Here is a 26994-nt window from a genome sequence, read left to right on the forward strand (position 1 = left end):
GTCAACAATCCTTGAATTTATCAAACTGTAAAAGTATCCTGTTATATATCTTAGGAACTAGAAGGTAGAGTATAGGTCTTATAAGTATGTAAATCGCGTAATTCTTCATGTCCCGACAACCTGCTTTTGGCATCGCTTTAAGTATGCTTGTCCTTGCTGGGGGTTTAATGGCTCCTCCTATACCAGGTCACACTTCTACAAAAAAGGTGAGTGATGATTCATCGTTGTCGATTTTGTCTAATCGGGTTGCTACCTCCAGTACAACCTTTCAAACTACTGCTCTAGAAAAGTCAGTATTTGAGCAAATTAATCGATATCGATTGGCTAGGAAACTGCCAAAGTTGAGGTTAAATGCCAGAATTACTCAGCAGGCCAGAATACATAGTCGAAATATGGCTAGAGGAAGAGTTCCATTTAGTCATCAAGGATTTGAGCAACGTGTTAATGCTATTCCTCTCCGCTACAATAGTGCTGCGGAAAATGTCGCCTTCAATCGTGGATATGATAATCCAGCAAACCAAGCTGTGATTGGTTGGATTGATAGTCCTGGACATTTAAAGAATATTAAAGGTAATTACAACCTTACAGGTATTGGTGTCGCTGCTAATCAGCAAGGTGAAGTCTATCTGACGCAAATTTTCCTGCGGACTCGATAGATGTAATTTTGGGTTTTTAGACAATAATGATGTAGTGTCTAATGGTGACTCTCTCGGTAGATACTGCATACATTATTGATTAATTCATGACATTACCAGACTTTCAGGTAGAAGATCACGACCTCAGTGACGCTGCTTTGTCCCAATATTTAAAATCGGCAGCGTTAGCGGTTGATACGGAAACAATGGGATTATTACCGTCACGCGATCGCTTATGCTTAGTTCAGCTATGTAACCCTCAAGGTCAAGTCACAGCAATTCGTATAGCCAGAGGGCAAACCATAGCCCCAAATCTCAAACAACTATTAGAAGCAACAAATGTCTTGAAAGTTTTTCACTTTGCTAGATTTGATGTTGCTACATTGCGCTACTATTTAAATATTCATGTACAGCCAATTTTCTGTACTAAGATTGCGAGTAAGTTAGCTCGTACTTATACTAATCGTCACGGACTGAAAGATTTAATTCAAGAGTTAGAAAGTATTGAGTTAGATAAAAGCGCTCAAAGTTCCGATTGGGGAAATGCGGAGAATTTGACTGCAACTCAACTCAGTTATGCTGCTAACGATGTTCGTTATTTACTCAGCGCTCAACAAAAGCTGATAGCCATGCTACAACGTGAAGAACGCTGGGAATTAGCACAAGAATGTTTTCAAGTTTTGCCAACAATTGTCTCTCTGGATTTGTTGCAATTCAAAGATTTATTTGAGCATTGAGTCATTAGTCATTAGACATCTCCGAAAATGAATGTAGAGACGTTGCAGTGCAACGTCTCTACAAGGATTTTAAGCAACGCAGAATTAATTTCTGGAGATGTCTATTAGTCGCTAGTTTTGGTGATTAAAAATCACCGAAGAATGGTAGAAGTACACCAGTAGGGGCAATACCCTGCACATTGGTGTCAACTTAACGTGAAACCCGCTTGGTGACAACGTTTTTCCCTCACCCCCAACCCCTCTCCCACATTTGGGAGAGGGGAGTCAGGAATCCTTGTCCCCCTTCTCTCAAACATGGGAGAAGGGGTTAGGGGATGAGGGCGAGATCATCTGGGTTCAACGCCAACTTCATCTAGCTTTTTCCTGAAGTTGACACCAATGTACCCTGCCTTAAGCCTTCGGCTAGATGAATTGCCTCTACTCTTCTGCCTAAAGTGACAAAACAGCGCTATCCTCTATCCCCTATCTTCATCTGAACTGTAAAAGTAGAACCTTCATCTAGCTTGCTTTTAACATTGACAGAACCGCCACAATGCCATAACAGTCTTTGGACAATAGTTAAGCCTAAACCAGCGCCATTAATTTCGTCAGCGACTCCGGAACGCACGCGATAAAAGCAATCAAAGATTTTGGGAATTTCGGTTTCGGCAATTCCCATTCCGGTGTCACGGATTTCTAGTTGGACATATTCGCCTTGTAATCTGGCTTTTACCCAAACTTGACCGCCTTTAGGGGTAAATTTAATACTGTTATGCAGTAAATTAATGACAATTTGTCTCAACCCACCATTGACACACAATACTGGTGGTAAATCGGTAGGGACGGTGTAGGCTAGCATGATGCCTTTTTCTTGGGCTACTGGTTGGTAAGTGCTGACTACCCCAGGTACGATGTCTGCTAGTTTGACTGATTCTAAGACTGTACTCTCTAAACTATGCTCTAGTTCTACCAAAGCCATTAAACTGGAAATTAAAGTGCTTTGACGATCGCACTGCGTATTCAGCATTTGTAAATAGCGCTGTCGCTGGTTGGGTTTGAGGTTGGGCGAATTCAACAGGGAAAGCGCTGTCTTCATTTGTGTTAGGGGTGTACGCAACTCTTGACAGACGTTGCTTAAATACTCATCTTTGAGTTGTTCTTTTTTTTGCAGTTTTTGATTTTGTTCGTGTAATTTGGCAATGCGATCGTTATTTATTTGTCGATTAACTTCATTTTGTCGTTGCAGTTGCTTGATTAAAAGCTGACTGATTAGTGCTGGTTCGCAGGCAGTTGTACAAATAAAATCGGCAGGTAAAATCGAACTTGATTCGGGGATGATTTCTTTTTTCAGGTGATCTAAAACATTTTGAATGACTTGACCATCAATGGTAGTAATGGTTAGCAAAGATTGATTTTGATGATTGTTTCCCTTCTCGCCAGTGCCATTGTTTTCTGGTTTTGGTTGTCGATGGGCAGCAATTAAACTGCAAAACTTGGGTGATAAGACTATTAAGAAATATTCTCGTTGCAGTTGACTATTGGCTAGTAATTGCAAGTCAATATAATGGCAGTGAGCAGAGGAGAGGGGATTTAATTTCTCGGCTTTGACTGTCTCTTCGCCTAATTTTACTGGACTAACTTGACAATTATAGATAGTGATTGGCTCACTGACACAAGACTGATAACGAATTAATTCTGTATGCCAAATTTTCGCTGGTGGAAGTTTAACCCATAAAGTTGCACCGATGTGTTGCTCAATGAGTAAGTCTATTTGCGATCGCACCAAAGATAACAGCATGGCTGGGTTGAGAGCCAAAGTTTGAGAAGGTGCTTCTACTCCTAAAGCCAGCTGATAAATCGACACATCCTTATGCAAAGAGTCATTCATGAGTTAGGCACAACAAATAAAAATCAGAAGCAGGAAAAGACTATTATTTCACCAGTTTTTACCCTTACTCTTTATATATATGTTTTTTACAGAAAAGCCACGGATAGGTCATGGCAAATGAATCAAAAAAACATCAATCATTACGATAAGTAATATAATTGGTTAATTTATATTGCGAAATTTATAGATTTGTGATGTATGGAGACGTTGCATTGCAACGTCTCTAGGGAATCGAATCAGAATTCTCTAGCGGCTAGGGCGATGCGTGCGTGTTCTCGGTCATCAAAATGGATTTTTTCTGTACCGAGAATTTGATAGTCTTCGTGACCTTTACCAGCGAGTAATACCCCATCGCCGGGTTGGGCTTGCAAAATGGCAGTACGAATAGCGGTAGCGCGATCGCCTATAACTATTGGTTGAACAGTTGGGGGAATCCCTGCCAAAATATCCTCTAAAATCTTTTCTGGGTCTTCAGTCCGGGGATTATCAGATGTCACCACTGCCACATCTGCGAGTTCTGCCGCGATTTTACCCATTTTCGGGCGCTTAGTGCGATCGCGATCGCCACCACAGCCAAACACACAAATTACCTTACCAGGAATAAACGGTCTAGCGGCTTTGAGTAAGTTTTCCAAACTATCCGGCGTATGGGCATAGTCAACAATCACACTGATATCCTGTTGAGGATTGATTTGTACCCTTTCCATCCGACCGGGAACGCCGGGAAACTCGGAGATGACATTGGCGATTAACTGCAAGTCTAACCCCAAGTGGAGAACTGCTCCCACAGCCGCCAAGAGATTTTCTAAATTGTATTGACCCACCAGAGGCGATCGAAAGGCGACATCACCTTCTGGTGTATGCAAAGTGCCACTGACACCATGAGGTTCATAACTCAAGTCACTCATACACAAATCAGCACTGCTGTCATTAACGCTGTAACTCCACACCTTTTGGGGACTTAAGGCTTTGATTAATCTTTGTCCGTAAGCGTCATCAGCATTAATAATCGCCCGTCCTCGGAGATAATCGGGGCTAAATAACAACGCTTTAGCCGCGAAATAATCTTCCATATCGCTGTGATAGTCCAAATGATCTTGAGTCAGATTGCTAAACACACCCACCTCAAAAGGACAACCCAAAACTCTACCTTGGGCCAAAGCGTGAGAACTAACTTCCATCACCCCAAACTCACAACCAGCCTTAAGAGCCTGTGCTAATTGCTGTTGTAATTCCACCGCAAAAGGAGTCGTATGAGTAGCAGTTTGCTCGAAACCAGGCCAACGAGTGTATAAAGTCCCCATCAAAGCCGTAGCCAGTTTAGCTTGAGTCAGGAGAAATTCAATCAGGTGAGTTGTTGTTGTTTTACCATTAGTACCCGTCACACCCACCAACTTAAGTTTTTGCCCTGGATAACCATAAAAGGCTGCGGCAATTTGGGCGCAGGCTTTAATCATGTTATTAGCACTAATGACAACAGCTTGATCATTTGGAGGATTCTTCTGCGCAGCCTGGGGAGAAACGATCGCCGCCACCGCACCAGAAGCGATCGCACTCGGCCAAAATTCTCCCCCATCTACCCGTGTTCCCGGCATCCCAATAAACAAATCCCCCGCACCACAAGCATGAGAATTAGTCTTTAACCCTTGAACTTCCGTATCCGTCAAAGCCGGGGGCAAATTTTCTACACTATCTACCGTCGCTAGTAATTCCCGCAATTTCATCTTGTGAACCTCGGCACACACCTTTCTTGCGCTTATTCTGCATTATTTTTTTCGCTATTGGCTAAATACTTACACAAGATTTGCTCCAACTGCTGCACACTAGCACGAGGAGAAGGACGCGGTACAAGTTGTTCACTTTCTTCTCCAGCCTTTACCAGATAAAGAACTGGAACCTCATACTCATATGCACTAAACCAATCTGCACGAGTTGTAATGTCACGAACTTCTAACTCAAAACTCAGATTTTCGATCTGTGCCAACTTCTCCTGCAAACCCTCACACAAATGACAACCGGGTTTACTATACAAAATTAATCGCATCTACTCCCACCAATATAGGATTCCTATTTGATTTTTGTTGACGTAGCCTGGGCTGACGCATACAAAACTCAGCATTAGCAGTAGGTTGGGTTAAGTGCAGCGCAACCCAACATGGATCTTAAAAACCCAGTATAGATATTGGTGTTGGGTTTCCCAAAGCCTCAACCCAACCTACTAGCTAATATTATCTTCATGATTTTCATATTGATCAATGTATTCTCTTACCCACTGACGAAATGTCTTGAGTGCAAGAGTTGTCCCCATAGTCTTCGCCATTTTTAAAAATCGAGGAATTGCATCCATGACTGGAAAACTTGGAAAAATTAAACTTGTTTCCGACTTAACGTATTCGTCTTCTTGTAGTAAATTTATTTCCAGCAAACCACTTTCATAACGCCAAATTTCTGGCACTTTCAACCCTCCATAAGCACTAACTTTGGTTTTTGAGGTGATATCAATTTCAATTGCTAAATCAGGAGGAGGATCGACGCTTAAATCAAGCCGATCTTTTCCGATCATCAACTTGTAGTTTTGAATATAAAAACAATCATCTGGTTCAACCCCCACAGCCATATCTTCTCGCTTAAAAGTTGTTGAACCTAGAGGTTCCCAGCACAAATCAAGCTCATCCAGCAGAATTTTTACTAAGTCTCCAATGATGACTTTAGTCTTTTCATGTTCTGGAAGTGGAACCATGATTTCCAATATGCCGTGACTGTATGCAACTCGACTACCACGATGTTCCCCTAACTCAGCCAGAATTGTCTCAAATTCTCGCCAACTAATATCCTCTAATATCAAGCGCTCACCTGGAGGAACTCGAATTTGTTTGAGTTGAAGTCTCACCATATTGCTGTGGCTGGGAAATAGCTGTATTTTAGCATTTGGTCAATGGTCAATGGTCAATGGTCAATAGGAGCCAGTCGCTTGTGGGGGTTTCCTTCGTTGTGCGGACTGTCGTTAAAAATCAAGGGTTTTTGGACTGTTGACCAAATCAGTTACCAGTTAACAGTTATCAGTTACTAGTTAATAAACGTTCACTGTTCACTGTTTACTATTGACCACCATCATTTATGGTTTTTTGGTTCAGTGCATAAGTCCTAGATACTTATAAGTAATCAGACAGAATTAATTACACAAGTTATTTCCTGTAACCTGTAACCTATAACCTGTTCCCTATCTCTACATAAGAATTTAATTGTGTCCAACTACTTATATTCTGCACCCTCCCGACTACAACTTGTCATAAGCAGCCAGAATAATCTTTTCCGTTTCCTGCCAATCAATACAAGGATCAGTCACAGAAATACCATACTGCAATTCTTCCCGTGGACAATTAATTGGTTGATTACCTGCAAACAGGTGCGATTCTAACATCATGCCCACAATTGAAGTATTCCCATCGGCTATTTGTTGTATTACATCTGCTAAAACTTTTGATTGCAACTTGTAGTTTTTATTAGTATTCCCATGACTACAATCAATGACAATTCTGGGAGGTAACTTAGCCTCCTTTAATTTCTCTTCTACTTGTTTGACACTTGCAGCATCAAAATTAGGTTGATTTCCACCACGCAAAATCACATGACCGTAAGCATTACCTTTAGTTTCAAATACACTCACCTGTCCATCGGGATTAATCCCCAAAAAATTGTGAGGAGTTCTGGCAGAATGTAGAGCATTTAACGCAACTTGAATATTACCATCCGTACCATTTTTAAATCCCACAGGCATAGAAAGTCCACTAGCCATTTCCCGGTGAGTTTGAGATTCTGTAGTGCGTGCGCCAATGGCAGACCAGGTAATCAATTCACCGATGTATTGGGGTATGATGGGGTCTAAAGCTTCTGTAGCAGTGGGTAAACCCATATCTGCGAGCTTAATCAGCAAATCCCTAGCAATTAGTAAACCATTTTCCACCTGGAAAGAATCATCCATGTTGGGATCGTTAATTAATCCCTTCCAGCCTACGGTTGTTCTCGGTTTTTCAAAATAAACCCGCATCACCAACAGTAACTTATCTTGGACGCGATCGCTCAACTCTTTTAGCTTTTGTGCGTATTCTAGCGCTGCTTTGGGGTCATGGATGGAACATGGCCCTACCACAATAAACTTCCGTCTAGCTTGAAAATCTAAAATTTCTTCTATTTCTTTTCTATAGTTTAAAACTGTTTCTTCCGCAGTTTTAGTTAAAGGTAATTTTGATTTCAACTCATTTGGCGTTAATAAAACGTGATAATTTTCAATATTGGCGTTAAATAACTTATTGTGCATCAGAACAGTTTTCATGATTGTGACTATTTCATTTTCGGCAAGTTGAGTATACATATTGTAAATGAAATGCACAATCCTAATTCATAGCTTTTGTCAGTAAAGTCAAAAATACTAGACATAAGGTGCTTAATTGCCAAGACATAAAAAAAGGGGAATATTTCTTCCCCCGCGAACTCGCTCTCAAAATCAATATTTTGAGACTGTTGACTTTTGACTGCTGACAAAAAAGCCAGCAAATTCATCGCACGGCAAAACAATCCTGAATGTTTGCTTACTGCCAAACAAACACCTTAGCTTCGTAGGGTCCGATGTCAGTGACGATACCGTCATCACCCGCTTCTACATCATAGTCTCCAGTCCACTCATGCCACGTACCGCCATTGGGAAAATTAGGAACATGATAACCTGCTAAAAATTCCTCTGAGAAATTTGTGACAACGACTATACGCGAACCTTCTTCATTCCAACGACTATAAGCTAACACTTTAGCTTCTGCGTTTTCGTGGATAAAATCAATATTTTCAGTGTAGAGGGCGTGATTATTTTTACGTAAATCAATCAACCCTTTATAGTACTTAAATAACCCCTGATTGAGATCATTGCCTAACAACGTCCAATCAATCTTTGATGATTCTGGTTGTTTGGGTTTATACTCACCAAATTCCTCACCCATCCAAATTAAAGGCACACCCACAGCCGTCATCAAAATAGCCGTACCTAATTTAGCCCTTCTAAAAGCTTCTTCATCAAAAATGTTTCGATTACCTAACTCAACCATCAAATGATCATGGTCATGATTCGTGAGGTAATTTACCACATTAGTTGCACCCAAAAAGCCCTGACGTTTGCAGTCAATCACATCCTTGAGGCTTTCTAAATCAAAAGTCTCGCCACATATATGAGCTTTAATTGTATGATAGAAACTATCGTGCCAGCAGCCATCCATCGGCCCATCGACATTAGTAATACTGGTAGTTTCAGGAATGTGTTCGGCAACGTTATAAAACGGTTTTGCACCAGCAGTATTTTTAGTTTCTTGGACAATCCAGTGCATGAAATCATAGTTAGCAATCTGCCGCGCCGCATCATAACGAATGCCATCTAGATGGTATTCTGTAATCCAGTATCTGACAGTATCGCCAATAAATTTCCGGGCAGGATAGGTTGCGAGATTTTCATCATAGTGTTCATAATTAAATTCCGGCCCCCAGTTATTATCAGGGTCACGCGGTTCGTGGTGATACCAATAATCGTGGTCAATTTGTGTTAAAGGACTGGATGCTTCTGAGTGGTTATAAATCCCGTCCATAATCACCCGAATACCACGTTGATGACATTCATCAACTAGTTGCTTTAAACCAGCCGTAGAACCATAACTAGATTCAGGGGCAAAGAAATGACGAGGATTATAACCCCAACTGTAATCTCCGGGATATTCCTTCACTGGCATCAATTCAATGGCATTGATGCCTAATTCACACAAATAATCTAATTTTTCAATGACGTGTTTATATTTACCCCGTGCGTAAGGATCATCTTCGCCACCAGAAAAATCACCTACGTGTAATTCATAAATAACTAATTCGTGGTCTGCTGGTAAGGGTTTATCATCATGTTTCCATACATATGTATCAACAATTTTTTCCCCATCTTTAATTTTGACAATACCATCATCGTTACCACTTAATTCATTAATATCAGTAGCATAAGGGTCTGTTACATCCACCCATTCATCTTCTGCAAAAAACCATGATCTTGTTTGGACACGGAATTTATATTCATATGTACCATCTGCTAATTCCACAGTTGTCCGAAAATAACCATCATCGCCTTTTTCCATGGGAATTTCTTGCCAATCAGAAAAAGAGCCGATTAATGAGGCTCCTTTGTTATAGGGTGCAAATAGACTAAATTCAATGGGCTTTGTCATAAAAATCTGTAAAATATAGAATGATGATAGTCAACATTTTCTAAATTATTAATCAATTTGCAAATCAGTCATCAGAAATAATTAGTTTTATCTTGCTTCTATCGCTAGATAGATGTTAAATATATCAATAGATTATTTATTTATCATATAAATCTGATATTCCTGAAAATGAAGATAATTTACTATGTCTACTATCATCAGGCATAGATAAACAAAAAAGTATTTTTATGATAATTTTTCGAGATAAATTCCTCTGTGCCTCTGTGGTTAAACAAATTTACCACAAAGACACAAAAAAGATGATCATTCAGCTTGATCAATAGTTTGTTGTAGATGACTTAGTAACCAATTAGCAGCAGTAGCTCTACGAGTTTCTCTTGGTGTAAATGTGCCAATTTTGTAACCTTTAAAACCCAACTTTTCTTTAGTGATTTGCTTGTATTCTTGGGGAATAGAACGAGTTAGTTTCATCGTAGCTGGGCGACTTTCCAAGAAATTGGGAGGTTCGGGATACTCATCTCGCCATGCTGGGGCAACTGCGCTATTTTCCCATTTCTCGGTTGCAGAGTCGTAGCGATAACCCAAGTAATACCAGACCAATTGGATGACAGTCGTATCATCAATTTGATCATTGAGAATACCCCAGATAGTTTCTGTATTCAGTGGTGGTAGTTCAGACATAAGCCATCCAGAATTGAGAATTTTAAATTAGCAGATTCAATATAAAAAATCAGTTCTAGGTTTACAAACCATGTAGACTGGTAATCGAGAATAATAGATGAGTCAATGCCAAATTCTACACCACACTCACAACTAATTCGCGCTCATGTCTTGATTGTCGGTAGAGTGCAGGGAGTAGGTTATCGCTATGCTACTGTCGATACGGCCAGTCAATTGGGATTAACTGGTTGGGTGCGAAACCTCCCTGATGGTCGTGTGGAGGCAGTTTTTGAAGGGGCGCGGGAAATTGTCGAAGAAATGATACGTTGGTGTCACGCTGGCCCTCCGGCGGCGGTAGTTCAAGATGTTGCAGTTGCATACGAAGAACCGGAAGGGTTGCGGGGGTTTGAAGTGAGACGGGTTGATGAGAGGGAATAGGGAACAGGGAACAGCTGACAGGTAACAGGTAACAGGGAATAGGGAATAGGGAACAGGGAAGGGGGAATAAGCCACCCACAAGGGGCAGGGGTTTGAAGTAAGACGGGTTGATGAAAGGGAACAGGTTATGGGGATTAGAGGCTTAGGGCTGTGAGATACAGCGATCGCATTCTCAAAGTTGAATGTATAAGTTATAACTTATATTTATAATACACGTGCATTTTTCAACTCCTCAAACTCACGTTTTACTAGGTTGCAAATGCTGCATTTATGGAAAAACAGCAACCCTTCTCCCTCAAGCAGATTTCTGTAGAGGATTGGGAAAACACGCCAGAGAATGTGAAGCGTCTGGTAGAGTCACTCTTAGCAAGTGTGGCTTTATCAGAAAACCAAAGCCGTCTAATTCAATTTCTAGATGCTACACCCATTGCGATCGCTGTTCATGACTCAACAGGGCAACTGGTTTATATAAATCACATTGGACGAGCCTTGCTAGGTCATGATCAACCATTAGAACTGAGTCTAGACCAACTCTCACAAGTATTCCAAGTATACTGTGCGGGTAGTCAAGAACTCTATCCTTTTGCGGCATTACCCAGTACGCGATCGCTATCTGGAGAGAAAGTTTGGGTTGACGATCTCGAAATTCATCGTGGTGACCGAGTGATACCTCTGGAGGTGTGGGCAACCCCGATTTTTGATGAACAGAGTCAGGTGACTCATGCAATTGTGGCGTTTCAAGATATTAGCGAGAGAAAGAGCGTTGAAGCCGAACGTCAACGTCAGGAAATGGAACAGCAGATCCTGGAAAATACTCTGCTCAAAAGTGAAAGCCAATACCGCCAGGTAATTCAGGTACAAACAGACTTAATTTTGCGATCGCTCCCCGACACCACCATTACCTTTGCCAATGATTCTCTGTGTCTGGCGTTGGGTAAATCTTTGCCGGATGTAATTGGCTGGCAATGGAGTAACTTTGTCCCTCCAGAAAATTTAGACGATTTGTATGGCAAAATTGCCGCACTCACCCCAGAAAACCCCATCTTTGAAAACATCAATCAAGACTATCGCGCCGATAACCAAATTGGTTGGACACAGTGGATTAATTTGGGGATTTTTGATGAGCATGGGCAGTTGAGCGAAATTCAATCGGTAGGGAGAGACATCACCGCCTTACAAAAACAAATTCAACGGGAACAAGCCCTAAATCGAGTTTTCCAGGCGATTCGCAACTCCCTGGATTTAGATACCATTTTTGCCACTGCTACAGCAGAAACCTCGCAAATTTTGCAAACCCTCGACTGCTTTGTGGTGCAATATTTAGCAGAACAAGGGATTTGGCAACATATTGCTGAATTTCGCCATAATCCAGACACCCCAACCACCATTGGCGTTGAGATTCCTGATGTGGGTAATCCCTTTGCCGAGCAACTCAAGCAGTTGCAAATGGTGCGGGTGGAAAATACAGCCAACCTAGAAGATGAAATTAATCAAGAAATTGCTCACATCCTCCCCGGCGCTTGGTTACTCATTCCCCTAGTGATTGAAGGTAAACTGTGGGGCAGTTTCACTATTACAGCCTCCCAACAACCCTTCATTTGGAATAATGACCAAATTGAATTAGCTCAATCCGTCGCCGATCAACTAGAAATTGCCATTCAGCAAGCCGATCTTTACCAAAAGTTGCAACTAGAACTCACAGAACGCCGTCGGGTAGAGACAGCCTTAAGAGAGAGCGAAGCTAGGTTTCAAAATATGGCAGCGAATGTACCGGGGGCAATTTTTCGTTACCAGCTGCGTACCGATGGTTCTGATAGTGTTGTGTACATGAGTCCTGGCTGTTACCGTCTCTGGGAAGTGGCAGCCGAGGATGTCATTGCCGATGCTACGCTGCTGTGGCAAATGATCCATCCGGAGGATTACCCAGGGATGCGCGCCTCGGTGCTGGAGTCAGCACAAACCTTACAACCCTGGATTTGGGCCTGGCGGATTATTACAAAATCAGGGCAGGAAAAATGGCTAGAAGCATCTGGTAGACCCACTCAGCAACCCAATGGAGATGTGATTTGGGATACGTTGATTTTGGATGTTACAAAACGTCAACAAGCAGAATACCGCTTTCAAACCCTAGCAGCCAATACGCCAGGGGTAATTTATCAGTATGTGCTACACTCCGATGGGTCAAATACCATGCTGTATGTCAGTCCTGGTTGTCGATATCTTTGGGAGCTAGAACCCCAGGAGATTGAGCAGGATGTGGAGATCACTTGGCGGATGGTACATCCTGATGATTTGCCTGCCATGCGCAGATCAGTGCTGGTTTCTGCTCAGTCTTTACATCAGTGGAATTGGGAATGGCGGATCACCACGCCATCAGGTCGGCAAAAATGGTTGCAAGCCTCCGCCCTACCCCAGAGACAAGCCAATGGTGATATTATTTGGGATGGGTTGATTCTGGATGTAAGTGAATGGCAAGCGGCACTACAGAAACGCCAACAAGCAGAAGAAGCATTACGAGAAAGTGAAGCCCGCTATCGATTGTTAGCTGAAAATACCAATGATCTCGTGTGTCTGCACGAGTTGAATGGTCGATATCTCTACATCAGCCCGTCTTGTGAATTCCTCCTGGGCTACGGGCATCAAGAAATGCTCAGACAAGACCCCTATAACTTTATCCATCCAGAAGATCGCGATCGCGTTTATCAAGAAATTCTCACAGCTGTCATCGGCGGTAAACCCACGCCCATTACCTATCGAATGCTCCAGAAATCTGGCAACTATATCTGGTTTGAAACTCTCACTAAGCCCATTGTTGATGGCACAGGTCAAATTGTGCAACTGCAAACCACCTCCCGTGATATCACTGAACGGATTCAGGTGCAAAATCAGTTGAAACATGATGCCCTCCACGATGGATTAACGGGGTTGCCCAATCGTCATCTGTTCATGGAACGGTTGGAATTAGCGATTCAACGTGCCAAGCGCTTAGAAAATTATCATTTTGCCATTTTATTTCTCGATCTTGACCGATTCAAAGTCATTAATGATAGTTTGGGTCATCTAGCTGGAGATCAATTACTCATTGCCATTGCGCAAAAACTCCAAACCACTCTCCGAGCGATCGATCTCCCAGCGCGCCTGGGTGGTGATGAGTTTGTGATCCTCCTAGAAGAAATTCCGGATATTCAAGAAGCAGTTCGCATCACAGAACGGATTTTGGCAGAGTTGCAAGCACCCGTGATCATTGAAGGACGCGAAGTATATATGACTTCTAGCGTGGGAATTGTTTTGGGTACAAAAGACTACCTTCAAGCCTCCCACCTTTTAAGAGATGCTGATATTGCTATGTATCGGGCAAAACATAAGGGCAAAGCCCGGTATGAAATTTTTGATACTCAAATGCACACTCAAGCTTTAAATCGCCTGCATTTAGAGAATGATTTGCGTCGAGCAATCAAGTCTCAAGAATTTGTCCTCCACTATCAACCGATAGTAGCCCTAGATACTGGAAATCTGGTGGGTTTTGAAGCCCTGATTCGTTGGCAACACCCCACCCAAGGGTTAAAACTTCCCGGAGAATTTATCTCCGTAGCTGAGGAAATAGGATTAATTACCTCCCTCGACTATTGGGCAATGCGTACAGCCTGTAGTCAAATGGTAGCTTGGCAAACTGCTTTCCCTGAACTTTCAGCGATGAAGGTGAGTGTTAATCTCTCGGCGCAAGATTTACGGCAACCTGATTTGCTAGCAGAAGTTGATCGCATTCTCACACAAACTCATCTACATGGTCGTTGCTTGACGCTGGAAATTACGGAAAGTATGCTGATTGAAGACATTGAGTCTACAATTAGTCTACTGAGTCAGTTGCAAGAGCGAGGGATACAAATTAGCATTGACGATTTTGGTACAGGATATTCATCGTTAAATTATCTTCACCGTTTACCGATTAATAGCCTAAAGGTTGATCGCTCTTTTGTTAATCAAATTCAATCAGGCAAAAAAAATGCTCAGATTGTAGAAACTATTGTCGCCCTAAGTAATCATTTAGAACTCGATGCGATCGCTGAAGGCATAGAAACGCCAGCACAACTGGAATGGCTACAACATCTGGGCTACAAATTCGGTCAAGGATATCTCTTTTCCCAACCCCTCAGCCACGAACAAGCCGAAGCACTTTTAGCCAGTAGAGCATTTCTCACTTAAGTAAATTGGTGAAATTTGCCATTTTGGCATTCTGGCAGGTAACAACAGGGCAGCGATCGCTACATTAGAAATAGAGCAATTAAAATTCCTCAGTAAGTTGTCACAATAAAAGCAAACCACATAAAGAAAAATAAACTAAGATAAAACCCCAATCCCCAATAATCATGAGTGCAAATACTACAATTACCCATCATCCCTTACTCCAAGGTGCTGGTTTACCACCATTCACCCAAATCAAACCAGAGCAAGTAGAATCAGCATTTGCGGAGTTATTAGCAAAACTCGCACAACAACTTACCACCCTAGAGGAGACTGTACAACCCACTTGGAATGGTTTAGTTGTACCTCTGGAACAGTTGACTGAGCGACTTAATTGGAGCTGGGGCATTGTCAATCATTTAATGGGTGTCAAAAATAGCCCCGAATTACGTGCAGCCCATGAAGCAGTGCAACCCCAAGTCATCCAATTAATCAACCAGTTGGGACAAAGCCAACCCATCTATCATGCTTTTAAAGAACTCCGTGCCGGTGAGCATTGGCAGACTTTAGAACCAGCGCAACAAAGAATTGTCACCGCCGCCATTCGGGATGCGGAACTTTCGGGAGTTGGCTTGCCACAAGCAGCTAGAGAGCGTTTTAATAATATCCAAATGGAATTAGCGGAGCTGTCTACCAAGTTCTCTAATCATCTTTTAGATGCCACGAAAGCCTTTAGCTTAACTTTAACCACCCCAGCAGAAGTTGAGGGTTTACCCCAGAGTCTACTCAGTTTAGCTGCACAGGCTGCCCGTGCGGCGGGTGAGGAAAATGCCACACCAGAGAACGGCCCTTGGCGCATCACTTTAGATATGCCGAGTTACAGTCCCTTCATGCAGCATAGTACCCGGCGTGATTTGCGAGAAAAACTCTACAAGGCTTATATCACCCGCGCTTCCGCCGGTGAGTTAGATAACAAACCACTGATCGAACGAATTTTGGCGTTACGACAAGAACTAGCTGATTTACTCGGCTTTGCCAACTTTGCTGAGTTGAGTTTAGTGAGTAAGATGGCTCCCGATGTCGCAGCTGTCCAAGCCCTACTAGAAGAATTACGTAGTGCGAGTTATGATGCTGCTGTGGCTGATTTAGCTGCACTTACAGCCTTTGCCGCCGCCAAAGGAGCGCTAGAAGCCGCAGATTTACGACACTGGGATCTCAGCTTTTGGGCTGAACGCCAACGAGAAGAAAAGTTTGCCTTCACCGCCGAAGAATTACGTCCTTACTTCCCTCTACCCCAAGTCCTCGATGGCTTATTTGCACTAGTCAAGCGATTATTCGGTGTTACTGTCACCCCGGCTGATGGTCAAGCCCCAGTTTGGCACGAAGATGTGAGATATTTTCAAGTCGCTGATGAAAATGGTAGTGCGATCGCCTATTTTTATCTAGATCCCTACAGTCGCCCAGCCGAAAAGCGCGGTGGTGCATGGATGGATGTTTGCATTAATCGTCGCCAAGTCACAGAAAATGGGGTCACTTCTGTGCGTTTACCTGTGGCATATTTAATCTGCAATCAAACTCCACCGGTGGATGGTCAACCAAGTTTGATGACTTTCTATGAAGTGGAGACTTTGTTCCATGAATTTGGTCATGGTTTGCAGCATTTACTCACCAAGGTCAATTATAGTGGTGCGGCTGGTATTAATAATTTAGAGTGGGATGCCGTAGAATTACCCAGTCAATTTATGGAAAACTGGTGCTATGAACGCACCACATTATTTAGCTTGGCTAAACATTACACAACGGGAGAACCTCTACCAGAGCATTATTACCAAAAACTACTAGCAGCACGTAACTATATGAGTGGTAGCGCCATCTTAAGGCAAGTCCACTTCAGCCTTGTGGATTTAGAATTACACTCTCGCTATCGCCCAGGTGGCAAGGAAACCGCCGCCGATGTCCGTCATCGTGTTGCCCAAACTACGACTGTATTACTACCACTGCCAGAAGATGCTTTTTTATGTGCTTTTGGACACATCTTTGAGGGTGAATATGCTGCTGGTTACTACAGTTATAAGTGGGCTGAGGTATTGAGCGCTGATGCTTTTGCGGCTTTTGAAGAGGCGGGGATTGACAACGAAGCAGCTATTAAAGCTACAGGTAGACGTTACCGCGATACGGTATTAGCTCTCGGTGGTAGCCAACATCCGATGGAAGTGTTTCGAGCTTTTAGAGGACGCGAACCGAGTACGACTTCTTTACTCCGGCATCATGGTTTGTTGCCTAGTGTAGCTTAAGACAAACTTGCTCCTATCCCAGTGAAACCCAACAACATCCAAGTTTTGCAGTTGGGTTTTCACAACAATCCCCGATAACGAATAAACACGAGAATCACTGCCCACGATCCCAAAGCAACTTTGATTGCTACCAGGATATTCAGCAAGGGAAGCACTCCGCCACTGATGAGTGCGCCCATCTCTCCGTGGGGTAACTCTATTCCTAGCAAAGTGATCACCGCCAGAACAATAAAAACTAGCACCGAAACTTTCTCCCATGTGGCAGCGTGCCAGCGCTGGTAAATTGCTTGCATCCACTCTGGGGAAGAGGTAATCGCTATCAAACCGATCGCTGTTCCACCTGCCACTCCAGAGGCAAAACCACCGCCCGGACTGAGATGCCCCCGAATAGCGAGTTCGATACTGACTAAGGCGGCAATCGTCGCTCCTAGACGCGCTAACACAATCGATGGTTGATCGGTAAAACGATAGACTTTGCTGGATGGCTTTTCATTGGCAAGGAGAAAGTAAACACCCATAATGGCGATCGTAAATACTATCACCTCAAAGATAGTGTCATACAACCGATTCCGCAGAATGATCACTGTCACGGCATTGGGTATACCACCATCTTTGACAATCGATTCCACAATCGGGAAATTTGGTAAGAACGCCGCATTGGGCAAGACTAGCATTTTTACATACAGAGCTATCCCAGCAACAATGTAAATCCATTTCATACAGACCTCCCAGAAGTTGCTTCCCCTGGTGACAACTGAGAGATATGCTCTTGTGCTGAATTCGGTATGCTCAGATAAGTCAGGCTAGTTACGGGTGATACAAGTTCGCTTTGGATGATTTCATAGATGCGTTTCACCCTAATCACAGTTTGATAGGAGTGGTTTTCGTCTTCACTGGTTGCTGGGTTCGTGACACAAGTGGCATGGACTTCTTTATCGATCAAGGCCTGTTGCAAAGCTTGAGTATTTGAGTAAGGAACTAGTTCTAAACGCATATAGTGTTTGCTAAAAATTTTGCGTAAGTCGGCTATCAGTGGCTCAAAATGCTCTGCAACTGTCCCATCTGAGAGAGCATCATCATTGTTGTTTTGCAGTACACCCAGACGCAGCACCAACGATGAACGCACAGCTACTGCATAGAGTGTAATTGCCAGCATTGTACCTACTAATGCTTCCGTCAAAGCCACATCTGGCGCTCCCAAAATCGCATATACCATTGCTGCCACGGCTCCCAAGATGCCACGGATGACTAAGGCGCTATAGGGATTGGCCTGAGATACTACCATACCAGCAGCCAATGGTAGCAGGGCAATAATGACATATATGTAGCTATCATTCATTGCTACCCCCACCACTAGAGCAGTAAGCCAACACATATCCTAAAACTGTGTTCCAGATTGCTAAGGAGATGAAAGCGAGGATGAGTAGCGGCCATTCACTGGGAATTTTCAACAGTAGCCCGATGATGATAGTCATTGATCCCAAAGTATCTGCCACCGAAAGACTATGGAGTTTGAATAATAGCGATCGCTTGCCCAAAAGATGAGCAGTTCCCCAAAACCAAAAGACAAGTCCCACACCTATGCAGATATAACTAAAAAAGTCAATCATATTTCATTCATTCGTTTAAGTACATTGGCCAGCAACATTAATCCCGCATTTCCCACACTGAGGATGATGACTGCAACCACACCAATCATCCAATCGTCACGCAAGACGGATACAAACAAAATCATGATGGCAGTCTTGCTCGCTACACTAGAAAATGCCAGCATTTTTTGCCAAATATCATCATCCTGCCACGCTTCATACATGGGGATGAGTAGTGCCAAAATCATGGCCAATAGTGCCAAATTCAAGATCATGTCTTTCTCCTGCGTCGCACCCAATGTACTTCATACCAGCCTTGTTCGTGGTATTTAAAAACAATGGTTTTAGGCGTAAAAGTAATTAGGAAGATATCGAGAAATATCAAACCTGGCGTGCGGTTGGGTTTGACTCGCTCCATCGTCACTTCTTCGTAGTGATGTGGATGGAGCATGATGTCAAAGGCTTCAATATATGCCTGGGGAATTGCCACAATGACTTCACCCAGCACACGCAACCAATCCTTGAGTGATTCCTTGGTTTGAGGATGACCCGGTAATAAAAAAGCGATGCTAACACCAATAATGATATTTGCCACACTGAAATTGGCAGTGAGCAAAAACCAAATGACTAGTCGCAATATCAAATTTAGATACCCAACCATGCAAATCCCTTCCAGAACAGCAGAATTAAAATCAGACTCATCACCCCAATTAGATGCTCAAATTGCTCCAGGACACGGGGTAGCTTGATGACTATATGTTGAAAAATTAGTAAGTAAGCTAACCAGCCAATGCCGATGGTTGCTAAGGGTTTGATGATATTTTCAACAGTATATACTTCGTAATACGCAATATTGGCGAGAAACAATCCACCAATCAACAAAATGATTGCTGCCCAGAAACCATAGCGGACATCTGCTTTTCCTCCACGGGGTAGAAAAATGAATTTGGCAAAGGAGATTGCTGTTCCCAGTGCTGCTACATTCATGGCGATCGCTTGCCAAGGTAAGAGATTCTTGGCTGTCAACACCTTTGCTCCAAAGCCAGATAATAAAGGAAAGCCCGAAATCGAGAAACTGGCTATAACTAAGGCTATCCAAATAGGGAGAGCGATCGCTTGATGTTGCAGTTCTTTAAAGCTACGGCTCGGTAAGCTCCCGGCAATCAAAAAGAGGGCAGCTTTGACTAGTCCATGTGTGAGTGCATAAAAACCACCAACAACCGGAGCCGCCAGGATAAACCCTAACTGGGAAACTGTGTGAAACGCCAGCATCCGCTTAGTATCTTTTTCAAAGACTGCATAGAACACTCCTAACAGCGCCGTCCCCACGCCAAAAATTCTCACAATGGGATCAACTTCTGCCACCATCAACGCACACCGCACTAGTGGATAAACCCCAGCTTTGACCACAATCCCTGACATCATCGCTGACACTGGTGTTTCTGATTCGGAGTGAGTCAACGGTAGCCATAATCCCGATACAAAAATCCCTCCTTTTGTCAAGAGTCCCAAAAATATCAGCGCCAGTGCTTCGGGTGGAGCTACGCCTAAACCTGCAAAACTAAACGAATGATCCGCCTGATAAACCAGCACCGCCCCCACTAGATAAAACAGCATGGCTACGTTGCTGACAAACAAATAGCGTAAGCCAACCCAAATTGACCTATCAGTCCGGGGATAAGCAATCAACAAAAACGCCGCAATCCCACTCACCTCTAATGCCACGTATAAACTAATCAAATCCGCACAGACAAACGCGGCGTTGACACTACCATGCAAAATGATCAGTTGTGTATAAAAAAAAGCTGTTTTATGGCTTTGCCAACAATAGAGGATAACCGCCGCCGTAACTAGGCCATTGGTCAAGATAAAGTAGCCACTTAATTGATCAACTGTTAAAATAACGCCGAAATTATCCAGTAATTTTAGTGTCAGTGAAGGTTCAACAAATAGCTGCAACGCATATCCTACAGTAGCAAAAGCTACGCACAATGAAAGGTATTTGTCAAGTTTGGGCAAGAGATAAATGATAAAACCTAAAAAAAATGGTAGTGCAATCCAAATAATGGTAATAGTACTCATGGCATATTGTTCTTCTCGATCTCGTGACTTTCCAAAGTCGGATTATCCCGTGCTAGCTTCATCACCCCGACTAACATTAACGCCTGAATCGAAAATCCAATGACAATCGCTGTCAAGATCACCGCCTGGGGAACTGGATCTGCATACGCGCCATTTTTGACATTTCCCACAATTGGTGTGAACAGCCCATTACGTGATGCAATCAGGACATAATAAGCGATCGCCCCCGTACTCATGACATCCATAGAGATGATTTTCATAACGAGGTTCTTTTTCAGAATGATGCCGAAAAATCCGCAAAATATTGTTGCGAATACGCACGCTTCTAACACGGGAATTGCCTTTTGGGTGAAGGTGAAAGTTAAAAGGTAAAAGAGAAAATATGGTTCGTCTCTTTAGTCAAAAATATCTGAAAAATTGACTGAGAAAACAGACAAAATTGCAGGTTTTAGCGGATGATCAATTTTAATACGATAAATAATAGCTTACAGCCTCATATGTCAATCGGATTCATCGATAAGCTTCAATATTAAATAAATATTAAATTGCTGTCATAGATAAAAGGTTATGGTTTTTGACCACTGGCTTAAAAAACTTGATTTGGAATGCCAGTCTGTTTGAGTTAATCTCAGAGGGTGTTAGAAAAGTTTCAGTAGGTATAAAAATGTCATTCTTCCTGACGCTCCGCGTCAGGAAGAATCTAGGTTTTGTGGCACATACCGAGATGTTTCATGCCGCTACGCTGCATTCAACATGACAAAGAAACAGACTTTTCAAACGTCCTCTCAGATGGATGCTGATGAGCTAATATTCCTCAACCCTGATTGATTCTGACTTCTGACTCCTGGGTGCTGAATTCTTACGTTAAAACACAGTAAGCTACCGATCTCACACAACATCACTACCACTCTAATTCCGAGTTACTCTCTTCTCCCAACAGCATAAATTCTACTAATGCGTCTCTTGTTTGGCGCTTGAGTTTGATCTCTACTAAAGTTGTTGTAAATGGATAGAAAAAGTTGATACTTTTCTGCTTCAAAATATCAGAAATATCCAGTTCTAAATCAGCAAGATCATCCTCTTGTGAATTGAGAGCATATCCACAATAACGGACATAATCTGAGTTGGAGGATGCTACAACACGTATCTGCAAATTCTCTAAATTCTTGACATCTGTAATGTCTACATGAAAACAGCGTAGACTTTTATCTAGTTCGTAGACATGAACATTCACACCAAAATCTTCAATTCGTCGCCAATGTTGATTATTTGTTGTTGCTAACTCAATATAATAATCTGGGATTGGCTCGCCATTATCATCTATAGCTCGAATGATAAACTGTTGCCATTCACGGGCATTGGCTAAACTTTTTGGCGATAGGATATTGAGGGCTACTTGATGCCAATTATGAATATCTTGAGGCGATGTAGATGTAAATTTTAATGCCTGAAATATGATCTCTACCAGTTCTGGACTGGGATTACCCATAATATTGGCGTGGTTACAACCCTCAATTCGTACTAGCGGCGCAATTCCATCATTTTTCCAGGGAGAGATATGTAACCTATCTTGATATTGCTTTTTAGTAAAATCTATGGTGATTTTTCGGGTTCTTAATTCACAGCCTGCCCATCTCACAACACCATCTGTGCCATCCAAGGGTAAATCAATTTTGCTTGTAGCTTTGATTGTTAATTGATTGAGTAGTTGAAAGTTAAAAAATTGATTAGTTCCACAAAAAGTAAATACATAAGGTGTATTAGTATCAGAACCATAAAATGCTGTATCTCCGAGCAAATCTTTATGGGCTAAATCCCAAATAAATTTGCTACCTAATTCTAAAGAATCTAACACGCGAGTCCCAGCTTCTAGAAAGTCTGGTCCCCACTCTCGATTGCCTTTAAACATTGCGCCTAAATAACTGCGTCCTTTATGGGCGATAGGTGAACCAAAGGTAGCTGGCGCTAATCCAATTAAGTGTTGCAGTTTGTAGAATCCTTGAGTTGTATATTTTGCTAACCAAGCACGAATGACTAAAATACCAGTTGAGTGAACGATCGCATCAAAATTTTGATGTTCACCTAATTGTTGCGCTAAGGCTTGATCAAATCCTTCGGCAATATCGTCAATTGTAATTTCGTTTGAGAGTGATATATATTTACAAATGTGAATAATTTTGACATCATAATTACGTTCTTTAAATTTTGTGATCCAGGTCTGAAAAGATTTCCCTGTATCTGAGTAACCGTGGAGCATGACAATTGGGTTTATGGATGTTGCACTTGTCATAAGCTGGAAAGTGGTAGATGTAGCTGCTTGTGAAAAATCCCCACCCACAAAAGGATAGGGATTTTATCAGTTGTCAGGTGTTATTATATTCGCCAATGATAACTAATGTACTCTGAGAGATTATTTGGAGATTATTTGTAACTTGGGTGTAGCTTTAGCCAACAAAGCAGCATGGATGTTTGGGTGATGCTACGTTCCAACGCCACTTGCTATATGCCGGGAAACCCGTCCACCGCAGGGCTGCCCCAACCTACTGCTGATTGCTGCATTAGTAGGCAGAAAACTCCAATATTAGGTAAGAAATACTTACAGCAAAGACAGTTATAATAACAGGAATTATAGTATTAAAATCTAATTTTTTTTGTCTAATTACTTCTACTAAAGACATCGGCACAATCAAAGGCCAAAAAATAGTGGCAATTAAAAACATGACAAAAGATAAGAATTTATCTTCTGGTGAACAAGTCGGGTTGCGAAAAGAGAAACGCATCCAATTATTTAAAAAATAACAAGTCATTAATATATAACTAATCATCACGGTTAATTGTATCTGATTCATTGCCTATCCTCCTGATGCCAGTTTGTGATTTTCCCCAAAATAACCCGACTGTCCTAATTACACAATGTTTTTAATAGCAACTGATAAAGAATTTATCAGAAATTTTTCTGTCTTAAAAAAACACCTCAAGCAGTATTTTTACTGAAACCAACTGATAATTCGTACTTTATCAACTCAAAAATGATGGATGAATCTGATAATTACAGGGTACGCAGTCAGTAAAAACAACCAAGTTTTATGTATAAAGCTTGGCAGATGTGAGATTGTGTAATGTTTAATCTGGAGAATTATTTTGAGGAACTAAGTAGGCGATCGCCGTCCAACCAGATATAGTGAATAAACTCACCAAAAATTTAGCCATAACCAAGGCAGAAATATTCAAAATCACAACGAAAACCTAACATTAAGCTTATTGTCCGAGCATTTCCTGAAAAACAACGAGGAACCAAAGATTTTTTCCTTCAAGCACCCTCTCAAGCTCCCTAGAAAACTGCCTCACAGCTTTAACTTGTAACCAATGGGGAGGGTGAGTTTTGTCGAATTCATGTTAACAAAGTAATCAGTAAGCACATAAGTAACAAACCCAGGATTAGTAACAAAGCCTGATTGCGTTTTCCCCAGGTTTTTACAGTCGCACCAAAACTGCTGGCGGAACGTTGTTGTTCTACTTGAGCTTGGAACTCGGTCATATTTTGGTAAAGCGTACAATCTTTAGCGTAAGGACGCTGAGGAAAATTGCAGGTATCGTCTGTGTGGTACGTGCAGGTGTCGCAGAGATAACCGTCACCAGAGACACGGTGTAGAGTAATACCAGGATGACCGTAAGCCTTGAGTGTTGTACGGCAGAAAGGGCAAGCAAGAGCCTGACTATCAACGAGCTGATGGCAGTGGGGACAAGAAATATTAGCCACAACCTATGGTAAAGCGTATAAGTAAATAATCTGATTTTAACGATTAACTTTAATTTTGGCGTAGAGGCATCGCCTAAAATCTCACTAAGAGGGTGTTTGAAAAGTTTCAGTAGGTATAAAAATGTCATTCTTCCTGACGCTCCGCGTCAGGAAGAATCTAGGTTTTGTGGCACATACCGAGATGTTTCATTCCGCTACGCTGCATTCAACATGACAAAGAAACAGACTTTTCAAACGTCCTCTAAATCTCTCTTGCGGTGCATGTAAACAGCAGTTAATTAGTTTACGAATTAAAGTGCATCTGCTCGTATTCAGATCAAAAGGAAATAACTGTGACTAATGTAATTAATTACAACAATGATAAAGGACTCCTTGCTTACATCAAATTTTTAGCAGATAAAGCACTACAATTGGGGACTGGTGATCCTGAACCAGTTTTTAACTTTGAGAATGCACTTGACCAAACAGAAATAGCGCAGTTAGCAGTTAATGAGTTGAAAAAAAATCCTCAAATTAACGCACTATTTGCCGAACGCTGGCTACCTGCTGCTTTTAATTTAGATGATTTAGCCAAACTCCCAGAGGGAACTTTAGGAAATGTCTTCGCTCGTGAAATGAAAATTAGAGGTTTTGATCCTGATTTTTATCAAAAAGTGCCTGTTGTTGATGATATTTCTTATCTCAAAATGCTTTGGCGATCTACTCATGATATTTATCATGTAGTCGCTGGATTTGATACTGATGGGATTGGAGAGCTTGGACTACAGGCTTTTATCTTAGCTCAAACGCCAATACCGATTAGCGTCATGTTAGTTAGTTTTGGCATGGTAATTATTAGTCTTTACCAACCAACTAAATTCTCGGATTTAATGACAGAAATAGCTCGTGGTTATAGCTTGGGTTCTCATACCCCTGAAAAGTTCATTGCTCAAAAATGGGATCAGCTTTGGGATGTTCCTGTAAGTGAAATTCGATCGCGTTTAGGAATGAGTAATGGTAAGAATTCAGCACCCAGGAGTCAGAAGTCAGAATTAATCAGTGGGTAAGGAATATTAGCTTACTCATCAAATAAGAGAATTTCAACTATTCTGACTCCTGTATTCTGACTCCTGAATCCTTACGAGTAATGTTAGACCTAATTTAGCTAACATTGCTTAATCTCAACTATCACTAAACTTAAAGATGGCAGAAGATTGAGTTTTTTGTTTTGAGTTTACCAGATAATTTTTGGATTATTTATTAATACTTGTTCTATTTTCTGCTATTTTAAAAAAAAACGTAACAGATGGCACTACAGTTTCAGCACCGACTTTTATAGAAAGGGCGATCGCTTCATTTCCTTTCGGGTTTACTAGCGGGAAAAATACGCAAGCGGCTGGTTCCCCTTGACTATGGACTATTGACCATCCTCAGAACCCGGATTTCTCCCCAGACTTATTAAACAGAGGTTTTCTCTTTGTCCAAAGATTGTAGGGGCGGGTTCATTAAGATCATTGTTAATCATTAATCATTTCTGTAAACCCGCCCCTACCGCTTGTGAGAAATGCGGGAGAAGGGTTTCTTGGTTGAGTGCGTAAGTCCTATGAATGTATCCTCTCAATTGTGAGAGCAAGTTATTGAATATTCACTAACCTAAAGAAATATTTACCAAATATAGTACCTACCTAATGTAATAATTCATGCAATTGTTATTAAAATCCCCACACTATGTAAAGTTAGTGTTTCAGATATGCAAGAAATATTAAGTAGAATGGAAATTTGGTTTAAGACAAATCTACCAGAAGTATTAGATAACTTAAATCCTGGCGCGACTGACAGCGATATCGAGGCCTTTGAGCATCAAATCCAAGTCGAGTTACCATCATCATTCAAAGAACTATACAAATGGCATAATGGTCAGAACCATGAAACTTACCCAGGACTTTTTTATGGTTTAGAGTTTCTCTCGTTAAAAGAAATATTACGTCATTGGCAAGTATGGGCAGAGCTTTTTGATGAGGGTATAAATAAGGACATTCTAGGTGAGTCTGCTAGCCCAGGGAAAGTTCAACTCATGTATACCAACAAAAAATGGATTCCCTTTGCTTACGATTGGGGTGGGAACCATTTAGGTATAGACTTAGATCCGGGAAAGAAGGGGAAATTAGGACAAGTCATCAATTTTGGTAGAGATGAAGACAGTAAATATGTCTTCGCAGATGATTTGCAAAAGTTTCTCGAATGGTTCATCACTCAATTGGAATCAGGAAATTATCTCATCATTGCTGAGGATGAAGGTGCTAAAGATTTTAGTCTGAAGAATCCTCAGAGCGTTACTTTATTAGATTATTGGAAATAATTGAAATAATTATATAGGAATCATATTTGATTTCTGTTGGCGTAGCCTGTGCTTACACAAAAAACTCAGTACACCTCTATTACTTTTTTTCTGTTACCTGTTACCTGTTACCTGTTACCTTCATCTCATTGACAACTACCGTGGCTAAATAACTCCTAGAAAAA

Annotated in this window: 24 protein-coding genes; 7 read left to right on the top strand and 17 right to left on the bottom strand. The window is 41.8% G+C overall.

Features of this window, described 5'->3' with window-relative positions:
* Positions 1 to 107: 107 nt before the first annotated feature.
* Both FD725_RS10015 and FD725_RS10020 read left to right on the top strand, forming a co-directional pair.
* The gene (locus tag FD725_RS10015) at positions 108 to 656 is read left to right on the top strand and encodes a CAP domain-containing protein (protein WP_179047991.1); all 549 of its coding nucleotides are present in this window, start codon (positions 108 to 110) and stop codon (positions 654 to 656) included.
* Between the two features lie 86 nt (positions 657 to 742).
* Complete coding sequence (locus FD725_RS10020; protein ID WP_179047992.1) at positions 743 to 1372, top strand: ribonuclease H-like domain-containing protein; 630 nt, start codon at positions 743 to 745, stop codon at positions 1370 to 1372.
* Between the two features lie 448 nt (positions 1373 to 1820).
* On the opposite strand, the gene FD725_RS10025 is transcribed toward FD725_RS10020, so the two are convergent.
* From FD725_RS10025 to FD725_RS10055, 7 genes are all read right to left on the bottom strand, one after another.
* Positions 1821 to 3239 carry a DICT sensory domain-containing protein gene (locus tag FD725_RS10025; protein ID WP_179047993.1) on the bottom strand — a complete coding sequence of 473 codons (1419 nt, stop codon included), beginning with the start codon at positions 3237 to 3239 and terminating at the stop codon, positions 1821 to 1823.
* A 236-nt stretch (positions 3240 to 3475) separates the two neighbouring features.
* Entirely contained in the window at positions 3476 to 4963 is a 1488-nt protein-coding gene (locus FD725_RS10030; protein WP_179047994.1) for a UDP-N-acetylmuramoyl-L-alanyl-D-glutamate--2,6-diaminopimelate ligase, read from the bottom strand.
* Positions 4964 to 4995: 32 nt separating this feature from the next.
* Positions 4996 to 5283 (bottom strand): glutaredoxin family protein, encoded by a 288-nt coding sequence (locus FD725_RS10035; protein WP_179047995.1) that lies wholly within the window; start codon positions 5281 to 5283, stop codon positions 4996 to 4998.
* A gap of 174 nt (positions 5284 to 5457) precedes the next feature.
* Entirely contained in the window at positions 5458 to 6132 is a 675-nt protein-coding gene (locus FD725_RS10040) for a Uma2 family endonuclease (RefSeq protein ID WP_179047996.1), read from the bottom strand.
* Positions 6133 to 6516: 384 nt separating this feature from the next.
* Positions 6517 to 7557 carry a 3-deoxy-7-phosphoheptulonate synthase gene (locus tag FD725_RS10045; protein ID WP_306296906.1) on the bottom strand — a complete coding sequence of 347 codons (1041 nt, stop codon included), beginning with the start codon at positions 7555 to 7557 and terminating at the stop codon, positions 6517 to 6519.
* Between the two features lie 271 nt (positions 7558 to 7828).
* A complete protein-coding gene (locus tag FD725_RS10050) occupies positions 7829 to 9487 on the bottom strand; it encodes an alpha-amylase family glycosyl hydrolase (protein ID WP_179047997.1) in 1659 nt (552 codons plus the stop codon).
* A gap of 303 nt (positions 9488 to 9790) precedes the next feature.
* Positions 9791 to 10168, bottom strand: coding sequence for a DUF1823 family protein (locus FD725_RS10055; RefSeq protein ID WP_179047998.1), 378 nt, complete (start codon positions 10166 to 10168; stop codon positions 9791 to 9793).
* A gap of 105 nt (positions 10169 to 10273) precedes the next feature.
* Here FD725_RS10055 and FD725_RS10060 point away from each other — a divergent pair, with 105 nt between their 5' ends.
* The 3 genes from FD725_RS10060 to FD725_RS10070 all read left to right on the top strand — a co-directional run bounded on the left by FD725_RS10060 (position 10274) and on the right by FD725_RS10070 (position 17061).
* The gene (locus tag FD725_RS10060; protein ID WP_179047999.1) at positions 10274 to 10585 is read left to right on the top strand and encodes an acylphosphatase; all 312 of its coding nucleotides are present in this window, start codon (positions 10274 to 10276) and stop codon (positions 10583 to 10585) included.
* Between the two features lie 270 nt (positions 10586 to 10855).
* Positions 10856 to 14788, top strand: a complete 3933-nt coding sequence (locus tag FD725_RS10065; protein WP_179048000.1) for an EAL domain-containing protein — start codon at positions 10856 to 10858, stop codon at positions 14786 to 14788.
* 164 nt (positions 14789 to 14952) lie between these two features.
* Positions 14953 to 17061 (top strand): M3 family metallopeptidase, encoded by a 2109-nt coding sequence (locus FD725_RS10070; RefSeq protein WP_179048001.1) that lies wholly within the window; start codon positions 14953 to 14955, stop codon positions 17059 to 17061.
* A 59-nt stretch (positions 17062 to 17120) separates the two neighbouring features.
* Here FD725_RS10070 and FD725_RS10075 read toward each other — a convergent pair whose 3' ends face one another.
* The 10 genes from FD725_RS10075 to FD725_RS10120 all read right to left on the bottom strand — a co-directional run bounded on the left by FD725_RS10075 (position 17121) and on the right by FD725_RS10120 (position 24492).
* Positions 17121 to 17780, bottom strand: coding sequence for a Na(+)/H(+) antiporter subunit B (locus tag FD725_RS10075; protein WP_179048002.1), 660 nt, complete (start codon positions 17778 to 17780; stop codon positions 17121 to 17123).
* Positions 17777 to 18400 carry a DUF4040 domain-containing protein gene (locus tag FD725_RS10080; RefSeq protein ID WP_179048003.1) on the bottom strand — a complete coding sequence of 208 codons (624 nt, stop codon included), beginning with the start codon at positions 18398 to 18400 and terminating at the stop codon, positions 17777 to 17779. The genes FD725_RS10075 and FD725_RS10080 overlap by 4 nt, the downstream gene beginning before the upstream one ends.
* Positions 18393 to 18671, bottom strand: coding sequence for a monovalent cation/H(+) antiporter subunit G (locus tag FD725_RS10085; protein WP_179048004.1), 279 nt, complete (start codon positions 18669 to 18671; stop codon positions 18393 to 18395). Before FD725_RS10085 ends, FD725_RS10080 begins: the two co-directional genes overlap by 8 nt.
* The gene (locus tag FD725_RS10090) at positions 18668 to 18925 is read right to left on the bottom strand and encodes a hypothetical protein (RefSeq protein WP_179048005.1); all 258 of its coding nucleotides are present in this window, start codon (positions 18923 to 18925) and stop codon (positions 18668 to 18670) included. Before FD725_RS10090 ends, FD725_RS10085 begins: the two co-directional genes overlap by 4 nt.
* Positions 18922 to 19311, bottom strand: coding sequence for a Na+/H+ antiporter subunit E (locus FD725_RS10095; protein ID WP_179048006.1), 390 nt, complete (start codon positions 19309 to 19311; stop codon positions 18922 to 18924). The genes FD725_RS10090 and FD725_RS10095 overlap by 4 nt, the downstream gene beginning before the upstream one ends.
* Positions 19296 to 20732 (bottom strand): cation:proton antiporter, encoded by a 1437-nt coding sequence (locus tag FD725_RS10100; RefSeq protein WP_179048007.1) that lies wholly within the window; start codon positions 20730 to 20732, stop codon positions 19296 to 19298. Before FD725_RS10100 ends, FD725_RS10095 begins: the two co-directional genes overlap by 16 nt.
* On the bottom strand, positions 20729 to 21064 hold the full coding sequence (locus FD725_RS10105) for a cation:proton antiporter subunit C (protein ID WP_179048008.1): 336 nt from the start codon (positions 21062 to 21064) through the stop codon (positions 20729 to 20731). The genes FD725_RS10100 and FD725_RS10105 overlap by 4 nt, the downstream gene beginning before the upstream one ends.
* Before the next feature lie 569 nt (positions 21065 to 21633).
* A complete protein-coding gene (locus tag FD725_RS10110; protein WP_179048009.1) occupies positions 21634 to 23022 on the bottom strand; it encodes a triacylglycerol lipase in 1389 nt (462 codons plus the stop codon).
* A 268-nt stretch (positions 23023 to 23290) separates the two neighbouring features.
* Positions 23291 to 23581: a hypothetical protein gene (locus tag FD725_RS10115; protein ID WP_179048010.1), complete on the bottom strand. Its 291-nt coding sequence runs from the start codon at positions 23579 to 23581 to the stop codon at positions 23291 to 23293.
* 542 nt (positions 23582 to 24123) lie between these two features.
* Positions 24124 to 24492 (bottom strand): zinc ribbon domain-containing protein, encoded by a 369-nt coding sequence (locus FD725_RS10120; protein ID WP_179048011.1) that lies wholly within the window; start codon positions 24490 to 24492, stop codon positions 24124 to 24126.
* Between the two features lie 332 nt (positions 24493 to 24824).
* On the opposite strand from FD725_RS10120, the gene FD725_RS10125 reads away from it, so the two are divergent.
* Both FD725_RS10125 and FD725_RS10130 read left to right on the top strand, forming a co-directional pair.
* A complete protein-coding gene (locus FD725_RS10125; protein WP_179048012.1) occupies positions 24825 to 25538 on the top strand; it encodes a Coq4 family protein in 714 nt (237 codons plus the stop codon).
* Between the two features lie 683 nt (positions 25539 to 26221).
* On the top strand, positions 26222 to 26830 hold the full coding sequence (locus tag FD725_RS10130) for an SMI1/KNR4 family protein (RefSeq protein WP_218653161.1): 609 nt from the start codon (positions 26222 to 26224) through the stop codon (positions 26828 to 26830).
* Positions 26831 to 26994 lie beyond the last annotated feature (164 nt).

It is taken from the genome of Nostoc sp. TCL26-01 (genome assembly GCF_013393945.1).
Lineage (GTDB): Bacteria > Cyanobacteriota > Cyanobacteriia > Cyanobacteriales > Nostocaceae > Trichormus.

What these genes read in the sequence shown, in the direction of transcription:
- FD725_RS10080 (WP_179048003.1), bottom strand. Translation starts at nt 18,400, where the DNA reads ATGAATGATAGCTACATATATGTCATTATTGCCCTGCTACCATTGGCT.
- FD725_RS10110 (WP_179048009.1), bottom strand. Translation starts at nt 23,022, where the DNA reads ATGACAAGTGCAACATCCATAAACCCAATTGTCATGCTCCACGGTTAC.
- FD725_RS10020 (WP_179047992.1), top strand. Translation starts at nt 743, where the DNA reads ATGACATTACCAGACTTTCAGGTAGAAGATCACGACCTCAGTGACGCT.
- FD725_RS10090 (WP_179048005.1), bottom strand. Translation starts at nt 18,925, where the DNA reads ATGATCTTGAATTTGGCACTATTGGCCATGATTTTGGCACTACTCATC.
- FD725_RS10055 (WP_179047998.1), bottom strand. Translation starts at nt 10,168, where the DNA reads ATGTCTGAACTACCACCACTGAATACAGAAACTATCTGGGGTATTCTC.
- FD725_RS10100 (WP_179048007.1), bottom strand. Translation starts at nt 20,732, where the DNA reads ATGAGTACTATTACCATTATTTGGATTGCACTACCATTTTTTTTAGGT.
- FD725_RS10030 (WP_179047994.1), bottom strand. Translation starts at nt 4,963, where the DNA reads ATGAAATTGCGGGAATTACTAGCGACGGTAGATAGTGTAGAAAATTTG.
- FD725_RS10040 (WP_179047996.1), bottom strand. Translation starts at nt 6,132, where the DNA reads ATGGTGAGACTTCAACTCAAACAAATTCGAGTTCCTCCAGGTGAGCGC.
- FD725_RS10115 (WP_179048010.1), bottom strand. Translation starts at nt 23,581, where the DNA reads ATGAATCAGATACAATTAACCGTGATGATTAGTTATATATTAATGACT.
- FD725_RS10060 (WP_179047999.1), top strand. Translation starts at nt 10,274, where the DNA reads ATGCCAAATTCTACACCACACTCACAACTAATTCGCGCTCATGTCTTG.
- FD725_RS10085 (WP_179048004.1), bottom strand. Translation starts at nt 18,671, where the DNA reads ATGATTGACTTTTTTAGTTATATCTGCATAGGTGTGGGACTTGTCTTT.
- FD725_RS10035 (WP_179047995.1), bottom strand. Translation starts at nt 5,283, where the DNA reads ATGCGATTAATTTTGTATAGTAAACCCGGTTGTCATTTGTGTGAGGGT.
- FD725_RS10015 (WP_179047991.1), top strand. Translation starts at nt 108, where the DNA reads ATGTCCCGACAACCTGCTTTTGGCATCGCTTTAAGTATGCTTGTCCTT.
- FD725_RS10050 (WP_179047997.1), bottom strand. Translation starts at nt 9,487, where the DNA reads ATGACAAAGCCCATTGAATTTAGTCTATTTGCACCCTATAACAAAGGA.
- FD725_RS10095 (WP_179048006.1), bottom strand. Translation starts at nt 19,311, where the DNA reads ATGGTTGGGTATCTAAATTTGATATTGCGACTAGTCATTTGGTTTTTG.
- FD725_RS10075 (WP_179048002.1), bottom strand. Translation starts at nt 17,780, where the DNA reads ATGAAATGGATTTACATTGTTGCTGGGATAGCTCTGTATGTAAAAATG.
- FD725_RS10065 (WP_179048000.1), top strand. Translation starts at nt 10,856, where the DNA reads ATGGAAAAACAGCAACCCTTCTCCCTCAAGCAGATTTCTGTAGAGGAT.
- FD725_RS10045 (WP_306296906.1), bottom strand. Translation starts at nt 7,557, where the DNA reads ATGCACAATAAGTTATTTAACGCCAATATTGAAAATTATCACGTTTTA.
- FD725_RS10130 (WP_218653161.1), top strand. Translation starts at nt 26,222, where the DNA reads ATGCAAGAAATATTAAGTAGAATGGAAATTTGGTTTAAGACAAATCTA.
- FD725_RS10070 (WP_179048001.1), top strand. Translation starts at nt 14,953, where the DNA reads ATGAGTGCAAATACTACAATTACCCATCATCCCTTACTCCAAGGTGCT.
- FD725_RS10025 (WP_179047993.1), bottom strand. Translation starts at nt 3,239, where the DNA reads ATGAATGACTCTTTGCATAAGGATGTGTCGATTTATCAGCTGGCTTTA.